At 70.0% G+C, this 20,236-nt stretch carries 16 protein-coding genes; 3 read left to right on the forward strand and 13 right to left on the reverse strand.

Translation table 11 applies throughout. The annotated features are described in order from the left end of the window. Positions 1 to 54 precede the first annotated feature (54 nt). The 5 genes from ASG95_RS14650 to ASG95_RS14670 form a co-directional block, all read right to left on the reverse strand. Entirely contained in the window at positions 55 to 2,526 is a 2,472-nt protein-coding gene (locus ASG95_RS14650) for an FAD-dependent oxidoreductase (protein WP_057377931.1), read from the reverse strand. Continuing rightward, positions 2,523 to 3,428, reverse strand: a complete 906-nt coding sequence (locus ASG95_RS14655) for a choline/ethanolamine kinase family protein (protein WP_057377932.1) — start codon at positions 3,426 to 3,428, stop codon at positions 2,523 to 2,525. The genes ASG95_RS14650 and ASG95_RS14655 overlap by 4 nt, the downstream gene beginning before the upstream one ends. Continuing rightward, positions 3,425 to 5,017 carry an amino acid permease gene (locus tag ASG95_RS14660; protein ID WP_057377933.1) on the reverse strand — a complete coding sequence of 531 codons (1,593 nt, stop codon included), beginning with the start codon at positions 5,015 to 5,017 and terminating at the stop codon, positions 3,425 to 3,427. The genes ASG95_RS14655 and ASG95_RS14660 overlap by 4 nt, the downstream gene beginning before the upstream one ends. A gap of 158 nt (positions 5,018 to 5,175) precedes the next feature. Next, positions 5,176 to 6,285, reverse strand: coding sequence for a branched-chain amino acid aminotransferase (locus ASG95_RS14665; protein WP_057378936.1), 1,110 nt, complete (start codon positions 6,283 to 6,285; stop codon positions 5,176 to 5,178). A 105-nt stretch (positions 6,286 to 6,390) separates the two neighbouring features. Next, positions 6,391 to 7,458: a 3-isopropylmalate dehydrogenase gene (locus ASG95_RS14670; RefSeq protein ID WP_057377934.1), complete on the reverse strand. Its 1,068-nt coding sequence runs from the start codon at positions 7,456 to 7,458 to the stop codon at positions 6,391 to 6,393. Between the two features lie 545 nt (positions 7,459 to 8,003). Here ASG95_RS14670 and ASG95_RS14680 point away from each other — a divergent pair. After that, positions 8,004 to 8,543 (forward strand): GNAT family N-acetyltransferase, encoded by a 540-nt coding sequence (locus tag ASG95_RS14680; RefSeq protein ID WP_056922467.1) that lies wholly within the window; start codon positions 8,004 to 8,006, stop codon positions 8,541 to 8,543. 95 nt (positions 8,544 to 8,638) lie between these two features. On the opposite strand, the gene serA is transcribed toward ASG95_RS14680, so the two are convergent. The 6 genes from serA to ASG95_RS14710 all read right to left on the reverse strand — a co-directional run bounded on the left by serA (position 8,639) and on the right by ASG95_RS14710 (position 16,649). Further along, positions 8,639 to 10,225, reverse strand: coding sequence for a phosphoglycerate dehydrogenase (gene serA, locus ASG95_RS14685; RefSeq protein WP_056922466.1), 1,587 nt, complete (start codon positions 10,223 to 10,225; stop codon positions 8,639 to 8,641). 270 nt (positions 10,226 to 10,495) lie between these two features. Next, the gene (ilvC, locus tag ASG95_RS14690; RefSeq protein ID WP_056922465.1) at positions 10,496 to 11,524 is read right to left on the reverse strand and encodes a ketol-acid reductoisomerase; all 1,029 of its coding nucleotides are present in this window, start codon (positions 11,522 to 11,524) and stop codon (positions 10,496 to 10,498) included. A gap of 47 nt (positions 11,525 to 11,571) precedes the next feature. Beyond that, entirely contained in the window at positions 11,572 to 12,084 is a 513-nt protein-coding gene (ilvN, locus tag ASG95_RS14695; protein WP_056922718.1) for an acetolactate synthase small subunit, read from the reverse strand. A 5-nt stretch (positions 12,085 to 12,089) separates the two neighbouring features. Further along, positions 12,090 to 13,976 carry an acetolactate synthase large subunit gene (locus ASG95_RS14700; protein WP_082592647.1) on the reverse strand — a complete coding sequence of 629 codons (1,887 nt, stop codon included), beginning with the start codon at positions 13,974 to 13,976 and terminating at the stop codon, positions 12,090 to 12,092. A gap of 328 nt (positions 13,977 to 14,304) precedes the next feature. After that, a complete protein-coding gene (gene ilvD / locus ASG95_RS14705; RefSeq protein ID WP_057377935.1) occupies positions 14,305 to 16,032 on the reverse strand; it encodes a dihydroxy-acid dehydratase in 1,728 nt (575 codons plus the stop codon). 92 nt (positions 16,033 to 16,124) lie between these two features. Beyond that, positions 16,125 to 16,649 carry a histidine phosphatase family protein gene (locus ASG95_RS14710; RefSeq protein ID WP_057377936.1) on the reverse strand — a complete coding sequence of 175 codons (525 nt, stop codon included), beginning with the start codon at positions 16,647 to 16,649 and terminating at the stop codon, positions 16,125 to 16,127. A gap of 149 nt (positions 16,650 to 16,798) precedes the next feature. On the opposite strand from ASG95_RS14710, the gene ASG95_RS14715 reads away from it, so the two are divergent. After that, positions 16,799 to 17,908 (forward strand): PLP-dependent cysteine synthase family protein, encoded by a 1,110-nt coding sequence (locus tag ASG95_RS14715; protein WP_057377937.1) that lies wholly within the window; start codon positions 16,799 to 16,801, stop codon positions 17,906 to 17,908. 74 nt (positions 17,909 to 17,982) lie between these two features. On the opposite strand, the gene ASG95_RS14720 is transcribed toward ASG95_RS14715, so the two are convergent. Together ASG95_RS14720 and ASG95_RS14725 are read right to left on the reverse strand one after the other, a co-directional pair. Further along, the gene (locus tag ASG95_RS14720) at positions 17,983 to 18,267 is read right to left on the reverse strand and encodes a MoaD/ThiS family protein (RefSeq protein ID WP_057377938.1); all 285 of its coding nucleotides are present in this window, start codon (positions 18,265 to 18,267) and stop codon (positions 17,983 to 17,985) included. Further along, complete coding sequence (locus ASG95_RS14725) at positions 18,264 to 19,373, reverse strand: sialidase family protein (protein ID WP_057377939.1); 1,110 nt, start codon at positions 19,371 to 19,373, stop codon at positions 18,264 to 18,266. The genes ASG95_RS14720 and ASG95_RS14725 overlap by 4 nt, the downstream gene beginning before the upstream one ends. Positions 19,374 to 19,425: 52 nt before the next feature. Between ASG95_RS14725 and ASG95_RS14730 the strand changes: the two genes are divergently transcribed. Beyond that, positions 19,426 to 20,235, forward strand: coding sequence for a glycoside hydrolase family 16 protein (locus tag ASG95_RS14730; protein WP_057377940.1), 810 nt, complete (start codon positions 19,426 to 19,428; stop codon positions 20,233 to 20,235). The last annotated feature ends 1 nt before the right edge of the window (position 20,236 follow it).

Below are 20,236 nucleotides of genomic sequence, written 5' to 3' on the forward strand. Positions count from 1 at the left end.
CCAATACCCCCGGCGGGTGGACGTCAATGGTCTGGGATAAGACCTTTAACTGGTTCATGTGGTGTCGTCTCCCCCGCGTCCGAGCTTGCGGCCCTCCGGGTCGAACGGCGGACGCAGCGACAGCCGCACCGGCCACCGCTCCCCCGCGAGGTCGACGGTCCACGTCCCCTCCTCGAGCCAGTCCTTCGTAGCAGTGCCGGAGGCCCGGTCGCCGACCAGGGCCAGGCCGACGGAGGCCCCCACGGTCGCGCCCCAGGCCGCGCTGGTGACCTGTCCCGCGGGCTCACCGTCGCGGAGCAGCAGCTCGCCACCCCAGAGGTATGCCGTGGGGTCACCCACCACGAGTGACACCACCCGGCGGGGCGGCGGGACGAGGCGGGAGGCCTCCACCGCCGACCGACCGAGGAAGTCGACGTCGCCGCGCAGCTTGCAGGCGAAGGTCAGCCCCGCCGCTACCGGGCCGGTGTCGGTGGTGAGCTCTCGGGCGAAGGCGCGGTAGCCCTTCTCCAGCCGCATGGACTCGATCGCGTAGTAGCCGGCCGGGACGACCCCGAGGTCCGCGCCGGCGCGGAACAGCTCCTCGTAGACCGACCGCGCGAGCTCGGTCGGGACGTAGAGCTCCCACCCGAGCTCGCCGACGTAGGTGATCCGGGTGGCCCGCACGAGCGTTGTCCCCACCACGACCTCCCGACTGGTGCCGAACGGGAACGACGCGTCGTCGAAGCGGTCGGCGCTCAAGGCCGCGAGCAGCTCGCGCGAGCGCGGCCCCATGACGCCGAACACGGCATACGAGCCGGTCACGTCGACGACGCCGAGGCGGGCGTCGCCGGGCACGTGTCGCCGGATCCAGTCGAGGTCACGCACCGTCGTCGCGGCGCTGCTGACGAGGAAGAAGTCGGTCGCGGAGGTCCGCGTCACGGTGAGGTCGGCCTCGTAGGTGCCGCGCTGGTTGAGCATCGCCGTGTAGACCGCCCGGCCCACGGGCACGTCGACGTCGGCCGAGCAGAGCCACTGCAGCGCCCGGACGGCGTCGGGTCCGGTCACGACGTACTTGGAGAAGGACGTCTGGTCGAAGACCGCCACGGCCTCGCGGGTGGCTCGCTGCTCGGCCACCGACCAGTCCACCCACTTCGGTCGCTCCCACGCGTAGTCGAGGACGGGCGCCACCCCGGGCGGCGCGAAGACGTTGGCCCGCTCCCAGGCGTTGCGGCTGCCGAGGCAGGCGCCCTGGGCGACCAGGAGGTCGTGCACCGGCGAGATCCGTTGCGGCCGTGCGGACTCCAGCTCGCGGTTGGGCCACGGCACGGCGTAGTGCAGCCCCAGCACCTCGCCGACCCGCGCTCGCAGCCACGCGTTGCTCCCTGACAGCGCCGAGAAGCGCCGGAGGTCCACGCCGATCAGGTCGGACGTGGGCTCCCCCTCGACGATCCACTCGGCGAGCGCCCGGCCCGCGCCGCCGGCCGACGCGATCCCGACCGAGTTGAAGCCGGCACCCACGAAGAAGCCGGGCAGCTCGGGCGCCTCGCCCAGGAGGAACTGGTTGTCGGGCGTGAAGCTCTCGGGACCGTTGTAGAACTTGCGGATCCCCGTGTCGGCGAGGGCCGGGATCCGGTGCACCGCACTGTCCATGAGCACCTCGAAGTGCTCCCAGTCCTCGTCGAGCAAGGCGAACTCGAAGGGATAGGGGATCTCGTCGGGCGACACCCAGGGCTTGGCCACCGGCTCGAACCCACCGACCAGGAGACCCCCGACCTCCTCCTTGACGTAGGTATAGCCGTCCGGGTCGCGCAGGATCGGCAGGTCGCGGTGGACCCCGGCGACCTGGTCGGTCACGACGTAGAAGTGCTCCGCGGAGTGCAGGGGCACGGTCACGCCGGCCAGCGCGCCGACGGCCTTGGCCCACTGTCCCGCGCAGTTCACCACGAACTCCGCCTCGATGTCGCCCTGGTCGGTGGACACCCCTGCGACCCGGCCGGCGCGGGTCGTGACACCGGTGACGCGGACCCGCTCGACGATCGTGGCGCCCCCCATGCGCGCGCCCTTGGCCAGCGACTGCGTGAGGTCGGTCGGGTTGGCGCGTCCGTCTCCCGGGAGCCAGATGGCCCCGAGCACGTCGTCGACCCGGATGAGGGGGAAACGGTCGAGCGCCTGGTCGGGGGTGAGCAGCTCACAGTCGAGGTCGTATGCGGCGGCGCTGGCGACGGTGCGCCGCAGCTGCACCATGCGCTCGGGCGTCCGCGCGACGGTGAGGCCGCCGCAGACGCGGTAGCCGGTGGTCAGCCCGGTCTCTTCCTCGAGCCTCGAGTAGAGGTCCGTGGAGTACTGCACGAGCCGGGTGCCGGCCTCGCTCGCCCTGAGCTGCCCGACGAGTCCCGCTGCGTGCCAGGTGGTTCCGCAGGAGAGGGTGCCCTGCTCGAGGACCACGACGTCGGTCCACCCGAGCTTGGTGAGGTGGTAGGCGACGCTGCAGCCGATCACCCCACCACCGACGACGACGACGCGGGCGCGCTCGGGGACCCCGCTCATGCGGGACCACCGGCGGCGTCGAGCAGGCCGTCCAACCGCCGGCTCGTCAGCAGCGGCAGGGCCAGCTCGTGGCGCTCCATCGCGAAGTCCCAGAAGTCGTGGTCGACGTCGGACACACCGTGCTGGATCGCCCCCCACAGCGTCCACGCCCACCGCCCGGCCAGCCCCCACAGCTCGGCGCGAGCGACCAGCCGTGGGGTGACCCTCCCGTGGTAGGCCCCGACCAGCTCGACCAGGTGGTCGTGGTCGAGCTGCGACTCGTTGACGAGGTTCCCCAGCTCGAAGGAGGCCTCGTTCATCCCCGAGTACTCGTAGTCGATGAACCGCAGGTCTCCCCCGTCGTCGAGGACGTTGGCGGCCAGCAGGTCGTTGTGGCACGGCACGAGCGGCTCGGGCCGGGAGGCGAGCGCAGCCTCGACGCGGCCCGCGGCCGGCGCCAGCGCGTCGTAACCCTCGGGCACGGCATACCCGCGATCGCGGACGATCCGCAGGTAGCCGCGCTGCACCTCGAACATGTCGAAACGCGAGGCGAACTCGGGGCCGCCGTGGAGCCGGCGCGCGGCCGCTGCGACGCGCGGGAGGTTGGCGGCCACGTCGTCCGGGCCGTAGGTGCGTCCGGGGAGGAACTCGACGACGAGGACTCCCTCGCCGGGCAGGTAGTCGACGACGGGGGCGCCGACGCCGACCGAGGCTGCCACGGTGCTGTTGTGCCACTCGTGCTCGCGGTCGATCGCCAGCAGCTCGGTGCCGGGAGGTGAGATCCGGACGACGACGTCGTGCGTCGGCGTCCGGACCCGGTAGTTGTGGTTGGTCAGGCCGCCAGGGAGCTCGGTGACCTCCAGAGGCTGCCCCAGCCGGGGCAGCCTCTGGAGTGCCTCGTCGAGCGAGAGGCCCGAGGTCACTCCCCGAAGGCCTCCACCACGGCCTGGTCGATGGTGTGCTTCGGGCCCTTGAACCAGTGCCGCGCCGAGACCTGCCACCAGATCCACAGGATGACCAGCGAGCCGATGGTGAGGATGGGCGCGTAGTTGACGAACTTCCAGTCGAAGCCGTCGCTGAACGGCACGCCGGCCGGGACGAAGGGCAGGATGAAGTAGATCGAGATGATCGCGATCTCGATGACGGCGATGATGTTCATCCACTTGTACTTCGCGCCGTTGTTCCAGCTGCCGGGCTGGAACGCGTCGCCCATCCGCCAGCGCAGCCAGATCGGGATGAGGAACGCGAGGTAGAGCCCGATCACGGCCACCGAGACCACCGCGTAGAAGGCGACCGGCACGATGAGCGGCGACTCGTCCGTGCCGATGTTGACCTCCTTCAGGGCGGGGAGGGTGATCAGCGCGGCCACGACGGCCACCAGCATCACGGCGTTGGCCGGCACCCTGGCGCCCGACAGCGAGGACCACAGCCGGGATCCCGGGATCGCGCCATCACGACTGAACGCGAACGTCATCCGGGAGGCACTGGTCATGCACGACGTGGTGCAGAAGAACTGGCCCACTGCGGAGATGAGCAGGATCGTGCCGGCCCACTTGCTGTCCATGGCGTGGGTGAAGATGTAGGCCACTCCACCGCCGCCGACCCCTGCGTTGTCCGGCAGTCCCTTGTCGTTGTCAGGGACCGCGAAGAGGAAGCACAGCAACAGGATCCAGCCGCCGATGGCGGAGTAGAAGATCGACTGCCAGATGCCCTTCGCCGCTGCCTTGGACGCTGAGGCGGTCTCCTCGGAGAGGTGGGCTGACGCGTCGAAACCGGTGATCGTGTACTGCGTGAGCAGCAGGCCGAACGGCAGCACGAGGAACCAGTACTTGAGCGAGCTGTTGCTGCCACCGCTGTAGCCGGAGTTGTTGAACCGCTCGGTGAACACGTAGGAGAAGCTCTGGTGGTGGTCGGGGATGAAGATGAGCATCAGGATCACGATGGTCGCGCCGACGACGTGCCACCAGACCGAGACGTTGTTCATGATCGCCATGAGGTGGCCGCTGAAGATGTTGAGCACCGAGGCGAGCGCGAGCAGGATCACGAAGAGCCAGAACACCCTGGTGAGCGAGTAGCTGTCGGCGTAGCCCTTCGAGAAGGTGCTCAGCGTGAGGTCGAGGAAGGTGGCGCAGCCGTAGGCGACCGAGGCCGTCACGGCGATGAGGCCGATCAGGTTGAGCCATCCGGTGAAGAAGCCGGCCCGCGCCCCGCCCATCTTGCTGGCCCACCAGTAGATGCCACCCGAGGTCGGGTAGGCCGAGACCAGCTCGGACATGGTGAAGCCGATGAGGAGGATGAACGCCGACACGATGGGCCAGCCCCACGAGATCGCGACGGGCCCACCGTTGTTGAAGCCCTGGCCGAAGGTGGTGAAGCACCCGGCCAGGATCGAGATGATCGAGAACGAGATCGCGAAGTTCGAGAAGCCGGACCAGGAGCGGTTGAGCTCCTGCTTGTAACCGAGCTCGGCGAGGCGGCGCTCGTCATCGGACAGTGATCGCACATCGGACACAGCAGACTCCTAGTCCACGCAACGAAGGTGAGCGAATGCTTCACCCAGCGGGCTGGGCCTGTCAATGGTCCGAACACAAACCAATAGTCCGAGCCCAAACCAAAAGGTGTGCCGCTCGCTCCAGGGGAGCGGGCGGCACACCGATGGCGCACGAGGCCTCAGACCAGGCGGGTCAACCAGCCGTGGGTGTCCGCAGTGCGGCCGTACTGGATGTCGAGCAGCCGCTCACGGATCGAGCGGGTGACCTCGCCGTAGTCGACACCGCGTCGGTGGTCGCACGAGCCCCCGGCCCAGCGCAGCTCGCCGACGGGGGTGATGACCGCGGCGGTGCCGCACGCGAAGATCTCGACGATGTCGCCGCTGGCCGCCCCGTCCTTCCACTCCTGGATGGGCACCCGCCGCTCCTCCGGCTCCAGGCCCATCTCCTTGGCGAGCGCCAGCACCGACGAACGGGTGACGCCCTCGAGGATCGACCCGGTGAGCTCGGGCGTGACGAGCCGGTTGTCCTTCGTGACGAAGAACAGGTTCATGCCACCGAGCTCCTCGACGTAGGTGTGCGTCGAGCCGTCGAGGAAGACGGCTTGGTCACAGCCGTTCTCGATGCCCTCGAGCTGTCCCGCGAGGCTGGAGGCGTAGTTGCCGCCACACTTCGCGGCGCCGGTGCCGCCCTCGCCGGCCCGCGCGTAGTCGGTGGAGAGCCACAGGGTCACCGGCTTGATGCCGCCGCTGAAGTACGCGCCGGCCGGCGAGGCGATCACCGAGTAGGTGACCTCCGACGCCGGGCGCACCCCGAGGAACGCCTCGGAGGCGTACATGAACGGACGCAGGTAGAGGCTCGACTCCCCGCTGGCGCCCGATGGCACCCAGGCCTGGTCGACCTCGACCAGCGCGCGCAGCGAGGCGATGAAGTCCTCCTCCGGCAGCTCGGGCAGGGTCATCCGGCGGGCGCTGCGGATCAGTCGCTGGGCGTTCGCCTCCGGGCGGAACGTCCAGATCGACCCGTCCTCGTGGCGGTAGGCCTTCATGCCCTCGAAGATCTCCTGGGCGTAGTGCAGCACGGCAGCCGACGGCATCAGCGTGATCGGCCCGTAGGGGACGACCTTGCCCTCGCTCCAGCCCTCGCCCTTGCGCCACGTCGCCGTGACCATGTGGTCGGTGAAGGTGGTGCCGAACCCCGGGTCGGCCAGTACCGCCTCACGCTCCGCGTCCGGCCGCGGGTCGCTGCGGCGGGTGACCTCGAAGGTCAGCGGGGCGGTGGTCTGGCTCATGGAGTCCTCCTGGTGGGTCACCCCCGGTGGGGGCGGGGTTCCTCCTGCCGAGATTACCTGCCCGGCCAACCACCCGGGCAGGAGACGTCGGATGTAGCCAGTCGTCTAGAGGAGGGACGCGATCGCGTCGCCGACCTCTGCAGTGCTGCGTACCGCACTCCCCCTGGCCGCCAGGTCGGCCTCGACCGCGCGCTCGACGCGGGCCGCCTCGTCGGCGCGACCGAGGTGCTCGAGGAGCATGCCGACCGAGAGGATGGTCGCGGTCGGGTCGGCCTTGGCCTGCCCGGCGATGTCGGGGGCGGATCCGTGCACCGGCTCGAACATGCTGGGAGCCGTGCGCTCGGGGTTGATGTTGGCGCTGGCGGCCAGCCCGATGCCGCCGACGATCGCGGCCGCGATGTCGGTGATGATGTCACCGAACAGGTTGTCGGTGACGATGACGTCGAAGCGTCCGGGGTCGGTGGCCAGGAAGATCGTGGCCGCGTCGACGTGCTGGTATGCCGTCGTGACCTCGGGGAACTCGCCGCCCACCTCGTCGACAGTGCGGCGCCAGAGGTGCCCGGCGTGGGTGAGCACGTTGTGCTTGTGGACGAGCGTCAGGTGCTTGCGGGGACGCGCCTGCGCACGGGCGAAGGCGTCGCGGACGACCCGCTCGACGCCGAACCTGGTGTTGACGCTGACCTCGGTGGCGATCTCGTTCGGGGTGCCGGTGCGCAGCGCACCGCCGTTGCCGACATAGGGACCCTCCGTGCCCTCGCGGACGACGACGAAGTCGATGCCGTCGGGGGCGACCCGCTCGACCGCGAGCGGGCTCTGCACTCCGGGGTAGAGCTTGGCCGGGCGCAGGTTGACGTACTGCTCGAGGGCGAACCGCAGCGGCAGCAGCACCCCGCGCTCGAGGACGCCGCTCGGCACGGTGGGGTCACCGATCGCGCCGAGCAGGATGGCGTCGTGCCCGCGCAGCTCTTCCAGGACGGAGTCGGGCAGGGTCTCCCCGGTGGCGTGCCAGCGCCTCGCCCCGAGGTCGTACTCGGTCGCGTGGAACTTCGTGCCGGTGCCGGCCGTGACCGTCTCGAGGACCTTCAGGCCCTCGGCCACGACCTCCGGCCCGATCCCGTCGCCGCCGATGACGGCGAGGTTGACGGTGTCGTTGCCGGTGCTCACGGAAGCCATGTCACCAGCCTAAGGAGGGTCTTGCAATCTGATACCGGTGTCTCACATGACGAACGACTCTGAGCGGTTGCCCGGAGCCGTTCGTCGTCGCACCGGTCGGTGCGGAGGTGTGCGTCGCGCTGGTCAGTCGTCGGAGTGACCCTGCTCGCGAAGGTCCATCGACTCCTGCAGTGCCTGACGTGCCTTCTCGGCCTCTTCGCTCATGTTGATCATTTCCTCTACGGATCTCCCTGTGTCACAACAGGGCTCGGTCTTGGGGTGGTTCTCGGTGATCGCACTGGGCACTCGCCGGTTAACGGGGTGCCACTGCCAGCCACGCACGCGGGATCTCCGCGGCGAGTGGGCTGACTACCGGAACTCGCCGCGGCAAATAAGAATTACGACCTGCCGCGTCATGTCTTCGAGGTTACGTGGACGTCCAACTAATTGACACCCGTTTCCCACGCAGTGAGACATGGCTGGACGTGACCGGCGTCTCATGGTGTGCAGGTCCTCGAGGGACCGCTGTCCGAGGTGCCCGAGACCCGATTGTCTAGGGTGGCGAGGTGCTTGCCGACGGCTACGCCCTGCGCCCCCTCTCGATCGACGACGCCGGCCCGCTGGCCGACGCGGCCGAGCGCAACCGTGACCACCTCCGTCCGTGGGAGCCCGCACGCCCCGAGTCGTTCTTCACGGAGGAAGGCCAGCGCGAGGTCGTCGAGGGTCGGCTGCGCCAGGTCGAGCTCGGGTTGTTCGACTCCTGGGTGCTCTGGCACGGCACCGACGTCGTGGGGGCCGCCACCCTGCAGAACATCGTGCGTGGCGCGATGCTCGGGGCCGACGTGGGCTACTGGGTCGACCACGCCCACCTGCGCCGCGGCCTCGCCGTCGCCTCGCTCGAGCACCTCGTGCAGCGCGGGCACGACCTCGGCCTGCACCGCCTCGGGGCGAGCACCATGGTGGCGAATCTCCCGTCCCAGTCCGTGCTGCAGCGCTGCGGGTTCGAGGAGATCGGGCGGATCCCGTCGTTCCTCTACCTCGACGGTGACTGGCGCGACAGCATCCTGTTCAACCTGGTCCTCCACGACGGCCCACCGCGCAGCTGAGCCGCGCCGCCGCACCCTCCCCCCACAGACAGGTATGCCGGTGGGTCCCCACCTCGGGGACCCACCGGCATACCTCGTGGTTCAGGTCGCGGAGCTCAGTCGGCGAGGTCGACGACGCTCACGTCGGCGCCCACCTCGGTGACGATCGCGGCGAGGACGTCGGCCGGGATGCGGCTGTCGACGGTGAGGGCGACCAGTGCCTGGCCGCCCTTCTCGTTGCGCGCGACCTGCATGCCGGCGATGTTGATGTCGGCGTCGCCCAGCAGCCGCCCGACCGTGCCGATGACCCCGGGCCGGTCGACGTAGGTGAAGAAGGCGAGGTGCTCGGTGAGCGGCACCTCGATGTCGAAACCGTTGACGCCGACGACCTTCTCGATCAGGCGAGGGCCGGTGAGGGTGCCGGCGACGCTGATGGTCGACCCGTCGGCGAGGGTGCCGCGCAGGGTCGTGACGTTGCGGAAGTCCTGCATGGTCGGGTCGGTGAGCAGACGCACCTCGCACCCCCGCTGCTCGGCGAGCAGCGGCGCGTTGACGTAGGTCACCGGGTCCTCGGTCACGTCGGTGAACAGGCCCTTGAGCGCGGCGAGCTTCCAGATCGACACGTCGTGCGCGGTGATCTCACCCTGCACGTCGACGTCGAGCTGCACCGGCACGGAGCCGGCCAGCGAGGTGAAGATCCGGCCGAGCTTCTCGACCAGGGCGATGCCCGGACGGACCTCCTCGGGGACGACGCCACTGGACACGTTGACCGCGTCGGGGACCAGGTCGCCACCGAGGGCGAGCCGCACCGACTTGGCCACCGAGACGCCGGCCTTCTCCTGGGCCTCGTCGGTGGAGGCCCCGAGGTGAGGTGTCACGACGACCGACTCGTGCTCGAACAGCGGGCTCTCGGTCGTGGGCTCGGTGGCGAAGACGTCGATGCCGGCGCCGGCCACGCGGCCCTCACGCAACGCTTCGGCCAGCGCTTCCTCGTCGACGATCCCGCCGCGGGCGGCGTTGATGATGCGGACGCTCGGCTTGACCTTGGTCAGCGCCTCCTTGCCGATGAGCCCCACCGTCTCGGGGTTCTTCGGCAGGTGCACGGTGATGAAGTCGCTCTGCTCGAGGAGCTCGTCGAGCGTGACGAGCTGGGCGCCGAGCTGGCCGGCCCGCTGCGCCGAGACGTAGGGGTCGTAGGCGAGGATCTCCATGCCGAAGCCCTTGAGCCGCTCGGCGACCAGCTGGCCGATCCGGCCGAAGCCGACGACGCCGACCTTCTTGTCGAGCAGCTCGACGCCGCCGTACTTGCTGCGCTTCCACGCACCGCCCTTGAGGGCCTGGTTGGCAGGCGCGATGTTGCGGGCGGTGGATAGCAGGAGGCCAACCGCCAGCTCGGCCGCGGAGGTGATGTTGGAGGTCGGGGCGTTGACGACCATGACCCCCGCACGGGTGGCCGCTGGGACGTCGACGTTGTCGAGCCCGACACCAGCGCGCGCGATGACCTTGAGGTTCTTGGCGGCGGCGATGGCCTCGGTGTCCATCTTGGTGGCCGAGCGGATCAGGACGGCGTCCACGTCCGCCAGGGCCGGCAGGAGTGCCTCGCGGGACGCTCCGTCGACGTGGCGGACCTCGAAGTCGGGCCCGAGGGCATCGATGGTGGCGGGCGAGAGTTCCTCGGCGATCAGCACGATCGGCTTGCTCACGGGTCAGTCCTTCGGTGGGTCACGATGGTCATTGGGGGGTCTGGCACCACGCTGTGCCCGGCGCACAGCATACGACCCGGCTCAGCATGTGGATGCCGTGGCTCGACATGTGACACGCAGATCACACCTCTCGTGCTGCTCGGCGCCCGCCACCACGCCGTCCCGGACTGCCCCCCGGACTGCCCCGCTGACTGCCCGGCCGGCTGGCTCGAAGACGACGAAGCCGGCCGGCCCCTCGAACGGGACCGGCCGGCAGACCTGCTGTGGTCGTCAGCGGGCGGCGGAACCCTCGACGTAGTCGGAGTCCGTCTCCTTGATCCAGCTCATCAGCTTGCGCAGCTCCTTGCCGGTGCCCTCGATCGGGTGCTGGGCACCCTTCTCACGCAACGCCTTGAACTCCGGTGCGCCCGCGTCCTGGTCGTCGATGAACCGCTTCGCGAACACGCCGTTCTTGATGTCGGCGAGGACGGCCTGCATGTTCTCCTTGACGCTCGGGTCGATGACCCGGGGGCCGGAGACGTAGTCGCCGTACTCGGCCGTGTCGGAGACCGACCAGCGCTGCTTGGCAATGCCGCCCTCGACCATGAGGTCGACGATCAGCTTGAGCTCGTGGAGGCACTCGAAGTACGCCACCTCGGGCTGGTAGCCGGCCTCGACCAACGTCTCGAAGCCGTACTGCACCAGCTGGGACGCGCCACCGCAGAGGACGGCCTGCTCGCCGAACAGGTCGGTCTCGCACTCCTCGGTGAAGGTCGTCTTGATCCCGCCGGCGCGCAGGCCGCCGATCGCCTTGGCGTAGGACTGGGTCAGGGCCCAGGCGTCACCGGAGGCGTCCTGCTCGACCGCCAGGAGCACCGGCACGCCGCGACCGTCGACGTACTCGCGACGGACGAGGTGACCGGGGCCCTTGGGGGCCACCATGACCACGTCGGAGCCGGCCTCGGGCTTGATGTAGTCGAAGCGGATGTTGAAGCCGTGGCCGAACAGCAGGCCGGCGCCCTCCTTGAGGTTGGGGGCGATGTCGTTGGCGTAGACGGTCCGCTGCACCTGGTCGGGCGTGAGGATGACGACCAGGTCGGCCTCCTTGACCGCATCCGCGACCGACTTCACGGTCAGCCCTTCAGCCTCCGCCTTGGCGCGGCTCTTGCTCCCCTCGGCGAGACCGACGCGGACGTCGACCCCCGAGTCGCGCAGGTTGAGCGCGTGCGCGTGGCCCTGGCTGCCGTAGCCGATCACGGCCACCTTCTTGCCCTGGATCACGCTCAGGTCAGCATCGTCGTCGTAGAACATCTCGGCCACGGTGGCCACTCCTTAGGTTGTCTGTGCTTCTCGGGTGTGCAGTGAAATCAGGCGGACCGCATGGCGCGATCGGTGATGGAGCGGGTGCCGCGGCCGATGGCGACCATGCCGGACTGGACCAGCTCCTTGACCCCGAACGGCTCGATGACCTCGAGGAAGGCGGCGAGCTTGTCCCGGTTGCCGGTGACCTCGATGGTCAGGGTGTCGCTGGCGACGTCGACCACCTTGGCCCGGAACAGCTGCACCGTCTCCAGGACGTGGCTGCGGCTGTGGATGTCGGTGCGGACCTTGACCAGCAGGATCTCCCGCTGGACCGACGCAGTGGGCTCGAGCTCGACGACCTTGAGCACCTCGATGAGCTTGTTGAGCTGCTTGGTCACCTGCTCCAGCGGCAACGCGTCGACGTCGACCACGACCGTCATCCGGGAGATCTCGGGGTGCTCGGTCGGGCCGACCGCGAGCGAGTCGATGTTGAAGCCGCGCCGTGAGAAGAGCGCCGCGATGCGGGCCAGGACGCCCGGCTTGTTCTCGACCAGGACCGACAGGGTGTGCTTGCTCATCGTCATCACTTCCCGTCCTTGTCCGCGTCCTCGGGCTGTTCGGTGGCCTCGTCCTCTTCACGGTCCCACTGCGGGGCGGTGTCCTTGGCGACCTGGATGGCGTCGTTGCTCACGCCGGCCGGCACCATCGGCCAGACCATCGCGTCGCGGTGGACCACGAAGTCGACGATCACCGGGACGTCGTTGATCTCCATCGCCTTCTTGATCGTCGCGTCGATGTCCTCCGGCCGCTCACAGCGCAGGCCCACGCAGCCGTAGGCGTCCGCGAGCTTGACGAAGTCGGGGATGCGGTTGCCGACCGACGTGTGCAGGTCGGTGTTGGAGTAGCGCTTGTCGTAGAAGAGCGACTGCCACTGGCGCACCATGCCGAGGCTGCTGTTGTTGATGATCGCGACCTTGATCGGGATGTTGTTGATCACGCAGGTCGCGAGCTCCTGGTTGGTCATCTGGAAACAGCCGTCACCGTCGATCGCCCAGACCACGCGGTCCGGCTCTGCGACCTTCGCGCCCATGGCGGCCGGCACGGCATACCCCATCGTGCCGAGGCCACCGGAGTTGAGCCAGGCGTTCGGGCGCTCGTACTGGACGAACTGTGCGGCCCACATCTGGTGCTGCCCGACGCCCGCGACGTAGATCGACTCGGGACCGCTGATGGCCCCGATCCGCTCGATGACCTGCTGCGGCGACACAGCGTTCTCCTCGCCCTCGGGCGTGGTGTAGCCGAGGGGGAAGGTGGCCTTCCAGCCGGCGGTCTGGTCCCGCCACGCTGCGTAGTCGCCCTTGGTCCCGGCCTCGTGGTCGGCCGAGACGGCCTTGACCAGCTCGCCGATCACCTCGAGCACGTCACCGACGATCGGGACGTCGGCGGTGCGGTTCTTGGAGATCTCGGCCGGGTCGATGTCGGCGTGGATGACCTTGGCCTCGGGGGCGAACGTCGACAGCTGGCCGGTGACCCGGTCGTCGAACCGCGCGCCGAGGGTGATGAGCAGGTCGGACTTCTGCAGGGCGGTGACGGCCGCGACCGAACCGTGCATGCCCGGCATGCCCAGGTGGAGCGGGTGGCTGTCGGGCACCGCACCGCGCGCCATCAGGGTGGTCACGACGGGGATCTGGGTCAGCTCGACGAACTCCCGCAGGGCGTCCGAAGCACGACCCCGGACCACGCCGCCGCCGACGTAGAAGACCGGGCGCTTGGCCGCCGCGATGAGCCGGGCCGCCTCGCGGATCTGCTTGTTGTGCGGTCGCGCGACGGGCCGGTAGCCGGGCAGGTCGTACTTCGGCGGCCACGAGAACGTCGTCTTGGCCTGCAGGGCGTCCTTGGAGATGTCGACCAGCACCGGGCCGGGACGTCCCGTGGAGGCGATGTGAAACGCCTCGGCGATGACCCGCGGGATCTGGGACGCGTCGGTCACGAGGTAGTTGTGCTTGGTGATCGGCATCGTGATGCCGCGGATGTCGGCCTCCTGGAACGCATCCGTGCCGATGGCGGCTGACGCGACCTGGCCGGTGATCGCCACGATCGGCACCGAGTCCATGTAGGCGTCGGCGATCGCGGTGACCAGGTTGGTCGCGCCCGGCCCGGACGTCGCCATGCAGACCCCGACCTTGCCGGTGGCACTGGCATAGCCCTCGGCCGCGTGACCGGCCCCCTGCTCGTGGCGGACCAGGATGTGGCGGACCTTGACCGAGTCGAGCAGCGGGTCGTAGGCCGGCAGGATCGCCCCACCGGGGATGCCGAAGACGGTGTCGACCTCCATGGCCTCGAGCGAGAGCACCAGGCTCTGGGCGCCGGTCACCACGGCGGGCACCTTCGCCTTGGCCTGCTCGGCCAGCCGGGACGGGCTGGGGGCTGGACTGCCGACCGGGCTCGGTGCCGGTTTCAGGTCGCTCACGTCACTACCGCTTTCGGTTCTCGCTCGAACTGCTCAGGCTGGAGGTGTTCCCACTGGATCTGCTCATGAAAAAGCCCTCCAGTCCTCAGGTGAGGACGACGGAGGGCAGCGCGCTGGCTCGGGGAGCCGGCGCGCTAGTGAAGTACGAGAATTCGTGCCACACGAGAACTCTCCCGCCGTCCACTGGTGGTGTCAACGTACGAGACAACCGGTCCCACGATCCGGGACTGTCGTCTCACCCACAGCCCCGGTTCGAGGTATTCGGCGCCCGGATCCCGGTCGCCGAATACCTCGAACCGCGAGAGACGGGACCCAGGAGCTGAACGGCCTAGCCGCAGACGGCACCGCCGCTCGCGCTGCCGACCAGCTTGCGGTACTTGGCCAGGACGCCGCGCGGGTACTTCGACGCCGGCGGCTCGAAGCCCTCCGCCCGTCGGGCCAGCTCGGCCTCGTCGACGTGGACGTCGAGCACACCGTTCGCGACGTCGAGGGTGATCCGGTCGCCGTCCTGCACGAACGCGATCGGTCCACCGTCGACGGCCTCGGGGGCGACGTGCCCGACACAGAGTCCCGTCGTCCCCCCGGAGAACCGGCCGTCGGTCAGGAGCAGCACCTCCTTGCCGAGGCCCGCACCCTTGATGGCGCCGGTCACGGCCAGCATCTCGCGCATCCCCGGACCGCCCTTGGGGCCCTCGTAGCGGATGACGACGACGTCGCCGGCCTTGAGCGAGCCGTCCTCGACCGCGTCCATCGCGGCCCGCTCGCCGTCGAACACCCGCGCCGTGCCCTGGAAGACGTCGGAGTCGAAGCCGGCCGACTTCACGACGGCCCCTTCGGGCGCGAGCGTCCCCTTGAGGATCGTGATGCCGCCGGTCTTGTGGATGGGCTGGGCCATCGCGCGGACGACCTTGCCGTCGACGTCGGGCGGGGCGATGTCGGCGAGGTTCTCGGCCATGGTCCGGCCGGTCACGGTCAGGCAGTCGCCGTGCAGCAGCCCCGCGTCGAGGAGCGCCCGCATGACGACCGGCACTCCCCCGACCCGGTCGATGTCGGTCATGACGTACTGGCCGAACGGCTTCACGTCGGCCAGGTGCGGCACCTTGGCGCCGACGCGGACGAAGTCGTCGAGGGTCAGGTCGACCTCCGCCTCGTTGGCGATGGCGAGCAGGTGCAGGACGGCGTTGGTCGAGCCGCCGAAGGCCATCACGACGGCGATGGCGTTCTCGAACGCCTCCTTGGTCATGATGTCGCGCGCGGTGATGCCGCGACGCAGCAGCTCGACGACCGCCTCGCCGGACTTGCGGGCGAACCCGTCACGTCGACGGTCGGTCGCGGGCGGGGCGGCCGAGCCGGGCAGCGACATCCCCATCGCCTCGGCCACGGACGCCATCGTGTTGGCGGTGTACATCCCGCCGCAGGCGCCTTCGCCGGGACAGATCGCGCGCTCGATCGCGTCGACGTCCGCCCGCGACATCAACCCGGCGGCACAGGCGCCGACCGCCTCGAACGCGTCGATGATCGTGACCGTCTTCTCCGAGCCGTCGGAGAGCTTGGCGATGCCCGGCAGGATCGACCCGGCGTAGAGGAAGACCGAGCTGAGGTCGAGGCGAGCGGCGGCCATCAGCATCCCCGGCAGCGACTTGTCGCAGCCGGCCAGCAGCACCGAGCCGTCGAGCCGCTCGGCGTTCATCACGGTCTCGACGGAGTCGGCGATGATCTCGCGGCTCACCAGCGAGAAGTGCATGCCCTCGTGGCCCATCGAGATGCCGTCGCTGACCGAGATCGTGCCGAACTCGAGGGGGTAGCCACCAGCCGAGTGCACGCCGTCCTTGACCGCCTTCGCCAGCCGGTCGAGCGACAGGTTGCAGGGCGTGATCTCGTTCCAGGAGCTGGCCACGCCGATCTGTGGCTTGACCCAGTCGTCGTCGCCCATGCCCACCGCGCGGAGCATCCCGCGCGCCGCGGTCTTCTCGATGCCGTCGGTGACGTCGCGGCTGCGCGGCTTGATGTCGACGCCGGACGTGGTCGCCCCCGCAGTGGGCTCGGTGGTCGTCATGTCCGCAGTCTAGAACTCGGGTCCACAGGGTGGGACGCGGGTCTCACTGGCCGACCAGCGCCGCAAGGACGCCACGCTGGTATGCCGCGTGGTCACCCGCGCGACACGTGGCAGCGTTCCAGCGCTGCCGTGCCGAACGCGAGTCCCGACCACGGTCCCGCGTAGCGCAGCACCGCGATCGAGGACGTCGGGAAGCCCGCGGCGAGGCAGTCGTGCGCGGCGCTCGACCCGTCGCCCTCGGACAGCCCGCTGGCCAGCATCGCCATCGTCGGGTTGTGGCCGACCACCATCACGACCTGCACCTCGCCCGGCGCGTCGCGCAGCGACCGCAGCACCGTCTCGGCGCCGCCCGAGTAGATGCTGTCGGAGAACTCCACCGTCTCCCCGCAGGCTCCGCCCTCCTCGGCGGCGGCCCAAGTCTGCCGGGTCCGGGTGGCCGACGAGCACAGCACGAGCTCTGGCCCGAGCTCGTGCTCGTGCAGCCAGGCCCCGGCCGCGCGGGCGTCCCGCACGCCCCGACCGGTCAGCTCGCGCTCGTGGTCGGGCTTGCCGAAGACCTGCTCCGCCTTGGCGTGGCGGAAGAGGATGAGCACCTTGTCATCACTGGCGAGGGTCATACCCCGAGCATGGCCCTGATGGCCCCAGACAGCCAGCCCTGCAGGTCCGGCAGCCAGCCCCGGCCGCTAGCCTCGTGCCACACGACGAGGTGACCCGGGACAGCGACGAGCGGCCACGGCATACCTCGCTGCGCAGTGAGGAATGACCAATGGAACAGGGGCCCACCCTGATCGACGCCGTGACGTCCACCCCGACCGACCGGGCGTGGCTCGACGAGGCCGTCCGACGCATCCAGGCCGACGCCAACCGCAGCGCCGACACCCACCTGGTGCACGTGCCGGTGCCCGGCCTGCCCGACGTCGACCTCTACCTCAAGGACGAGTCGACGCACCCGACCGGCAGCCTCAAGCACCGGCTCGCCCGCTCGCTGTTCCTCTACGCGCTGTGCAACGGCGAGCTGCACGAGGGCACGACCGTCATCGAGGCCTCGAGCGGGTCGACGGCCGTGTCCGAGGCGTACTTCGCGCGCATGCTCGGGCTGCCGTTCATCGCCGTCATGGTCAGCACGACGAGCCCGGAGAAGATCGCCCTGATCGAGCGCGAGGGCGGTCGGTGCCACCTCGTCGAGGACGCCTCCGAGGTCTACGACGAGGCCCGCCGGCTGGCCGAGGAGCGTGGCGGGCACTACCTCGACCAGTTCACCTACGCCGAGCGCGCGACCGACTGGCGGGGCAACAACAACATCGCGGAGTCGATCTTCGAGCAGATGGCCAGGGAGCGGCACCCGGTGCCGCACTGGGTCGTCGTCGGCGCCGGGACCGGCGGCACGAGTGCCACGATCGGACGGTTCGTCCGCTACCGCGGCCTGTCCAGCCAGGTCTGTGTCGTCGACCCGGAGCGGTCGGCCTTCTTCCCCGGCTTCTGCGGTGACGACGAGGGCGTCTCGGCGGCCTGCGGGTCGCGGATCGAGGGCATCGGCCGACCGCGAGTGGAGCCCAGCTTCATCCCGAGCGTCGTCGACCGCATGCTGCTGGTGCCCGACGCCGCCTCGGTCGCGGCGATGCGGTTCCTCACCGAGCGCACCGGCCTGCGCGCCGGCGCCTCGACCGGCACCAACCTCTTCGGGGCACTACGGCTGGCCTGCGAGATGGCCGAGCGTGGCGAGTCCGGCAGCATCGTCTCGCTGCTGTGCGACGGGTCGGAGCGGTATGCCGGCACCTACCGCAACGACGCCTGGCTCACCGAGCGCGGCTGGGACCTCGGCCCCCATCGTGGCGTTCTCGAGCGGGCCTGGGACGACGGGATCTGGACCGCCTGACCCGGGCTTGCCCACGAGTGCTTGATGGATCCACCACACTCTGACGTGGCCAACCCATCAAAGACTGCCGCGGGTCAGCCGCCGGAGACGGCGTTGATCACGTGGACCGTCGAGGTCGGCGACACCCGCGTCTGCACGCCGTCGGCGCGCTTGGCGTCCTCGCCGTCGATGAACACGTTCACGTGGCGGCGGATCTGGCCCCGCTCGTCGCGGACGCGGGAGGCCAGGATCGGCCACGGCTCGAAAGCCCGGTCGAGCACCTCGGCCAGGGGTGCATCCGCCGACAGCTCGACGGGGAGCTCGGCAGCGCCCTCGGCCAGGTCGCGCAACAGACCCGGCAGGACGACTCGCGCGGTCATCGGAGCGTGACCGCCCGGACGCACAGGACGTCGGGGAGCTGCTCGACGACCCGGTCGAAGGACTCGCCGCCGTCGAGCGAGGCGTAGACCTCGCCGTTGCGGGTGCCGAGGTAGAGGCCGGGGTCGTCGTGGGTGTCGAGACCTGCGGCGTCGCGCAGGACGTTCGTGTAGGACGGCGACGGCAGGCCCTCGTGCTGGGTGCGCCAGGTGGCCCCGGCATCGTCCGTGCGCTGCACCTGCAGCTCGGCCGCCGGCGGGATCCGCTCGCCGTCCGAGGCGATGGGCACGAGCCACACCGTGTCGCCCTGGGTCGGGTGGGCCAGCGCGGTCATGCCGAAGTTCGTCGGCAGCCCCGCCTCGATCGAGGTCCAGGTGACCCCGTCGTCGTCGGAGCGGTAGACGCCCCGGTGGTTCTGCGCGTACAGGCGGGTGGCGGTGGCGCTGTCGCGGACCACCTTGTGGACGCACTGGCCGAACTCGGGCCACTCGTCGTGGGGCTGGAAGTAGGCGTGGATGCCGGTGTTGCCCGGGGTCCACGACTGTCCGCCGTCACGGGTGTTGTAGACGCCCCCGGTGCTCATCGCGACGAGCATGTGGTCCGGGCTGGCCGGGCTGGGCAGGACGGTGTGGATCGCACCGCCACCGAACCCCTCGCCCCACTCGGGCCGGTGCGGGTGCTCCCACAGCCCCCGGTTGAGCTCGAACGTCTCGCCACCGTCGGCGCTGCGCCACAGCCCCTGGGGCTCGGTGCCGGCCCAGACCACGTCGGGGTCGTGCGGGTCGGCGACGAGCTGCCAGGTGGCCTTGAGCGCGGTGTCGGTGTCCTCGGGGAAGCGGATCGAGCCCTCGGGGTGCTCCACCCAGGTGGCGCCGAAGTCATCGGAGTGCTGGAGCGAGGGGCCCCAGTGCGACGACCGGAAGCCCACCAGCAGCCTCGGGGCGTCGCGCCTCGTGTCGAACAACAGGGACAGCACCTCGCTCATCAGGAAGTGCGGTCCCTCGACCGTCCAGGTGCGCCGGTCCGTGCTGCGGGCCAGCCACAGGCCCTTGCGCGTCCCGATCCCGACGATGGTCTCCCCAGCAGTGCGCTCAGCCGTGTCTCCCATGGCTCCCAATATGGCACTGACGTCTGACGGTGGCACCCGTCACGATGGGGACATGACCGCCGACCGCGCCCAGGACGACCCGGGCCACCAGCTCTTCGTCGACGACTTCGCGGGCCCCGACCTCGACCTCTCGGTGTGGGTCCCGTCCTACCTCCCCCAGTGGAGCTCCCGAGCCGCCAGCGCGGCCACGTATGCCGTGCGCGACTCGTGCCTGCACCTCACCATCCCGCCCGAGCACGGCCTGTGGTGCCCCGACGACCACGGACCGCTGCGCGTGTCCGGAGTGCAGTCCGGCGTCTTCGCGGGCCCGGTCGGGAGCACCATCGGCCAGCAGCCGGTCCGCGCGGGCGCCGTGGTGCGCGAGGCCCAGCCGACGATGTGGGGCTGGACGCCCCGCTTCGGCCGCCTGGAGATGCGGGCGCGGATGGACCTCACGTCACGGTCGATGGCCGCCTGGTGGCTGGTCGGCCTCGACGACCAGCCGGACCGGTGTGGGGAGCTCTGCGTCGTGGAGGTCTTCGGCGACGCGATCACCGCAGAGGGCGCCGCAGTGGGGATGGGGGTGCACCCGTTCCGCGACCCTCGGCTGGTCGACGACTTCGACGCTCCGCGCGTGCCGATCGACGTCAGCGAGTTCCACACCTACAGCGTCGACTGGACGCCCGACGGCGCGAGCTTCGCGATCGACGGCCTGGTGATCCGGACCGCCGACGTCGTGCCCGACTACCCGATGCAGTCGATGGTCGCGGTCTTCGACTTCCCCGACCGTGCTGACCCCGACGATGCGGACCAGGCCGCCCACGTGCCTGCCCTGGTCGTCGACCGCATCGGGATGGCGCCTGACCAGACCCCGTCCGACTGAG

Origin of the sequence: Phycicoccus sp. Soil803, from assembly GCF_001429685.1 — a bacterium.
Taxonomy (GTDB): Bacteria; Actinomycetota; Actinomycetes; order Actinomycetales; family Dermatophilaceae; genus Pedococcus.

Bases quoted from the DNA above. Each gene is read 5' to 3' on its own strand.
- ASG95_RS14650 (WP_057377931.1), bottom strand. From the start codon at position 2,526: ATGAGCGGGGTCCCCGAGCGCGCCCGCGTCGTCGTCGTCGGTGGTGGG.
- ASG95_RS14665 (WP_057378936.1), bottom strand. From the start codon at position 6,285: ATGAGCCAGACCACCGCCCCGCTGACCTTCGAGGTCACCCGCCGCAGC.
- ASG95_RS14670 (WP_057377934.1), bottom strand. From the start codon at position 7,458: ATGGCTTCCGTGAGCACCGGCAACGACACCGTCAACCTCGCCGTCATC.
- ilvN (WP_056922718.1), bottom strand. From the start codon at position 12,084: ATGAGCAAGCACACCCTGTCGGTCCTGGTCGAGAACAAGCCGGGCGTC.
- ilvD (WP_057377935.1), bottom strand. From the start codon at position 16,032: ATGACGACCACCGAGCCCACTGCGGGGGCGACCACGTCCGGCGTCGAC.
- ASG95_RS14710 (WP_057377936.1), bottom strand. From the start codon at position 16,649: ATGACCCTCGCCAGTGATGACAAGGTGCTCATCCTCTTCCGCCACGCC.
- ASG95_RS14715 (WP_057377937.1), top strand. From the start codon at position 16,799: ATGGAACAGGGGCCCACCCTGATCGACGCCGTGACGTCCACCCCGACC.
- ASG95_RS14720 (WP_057377938.1), bottom strand. From the start codon at position 18,267: ATGACCGCGCGAGTCGTCCTGCCGGGTCTGTTGCGCGACCTGGCCGAG.
- ASG95_RS14725 (WP_057377939.1), bottom strand. From the start codon at position 19,373: ATGGGAGACACGGCTGAGCGCACTGCTGGGGAGACCATCGTCGGGATC.
- ASG95_RS14730 (WP_057377940.1), top strand. From the start codon at position 19,426: ATGACCGCCGACCGCGCCCAGGACGACCCGGGCCACCAGCTCTTCGTC.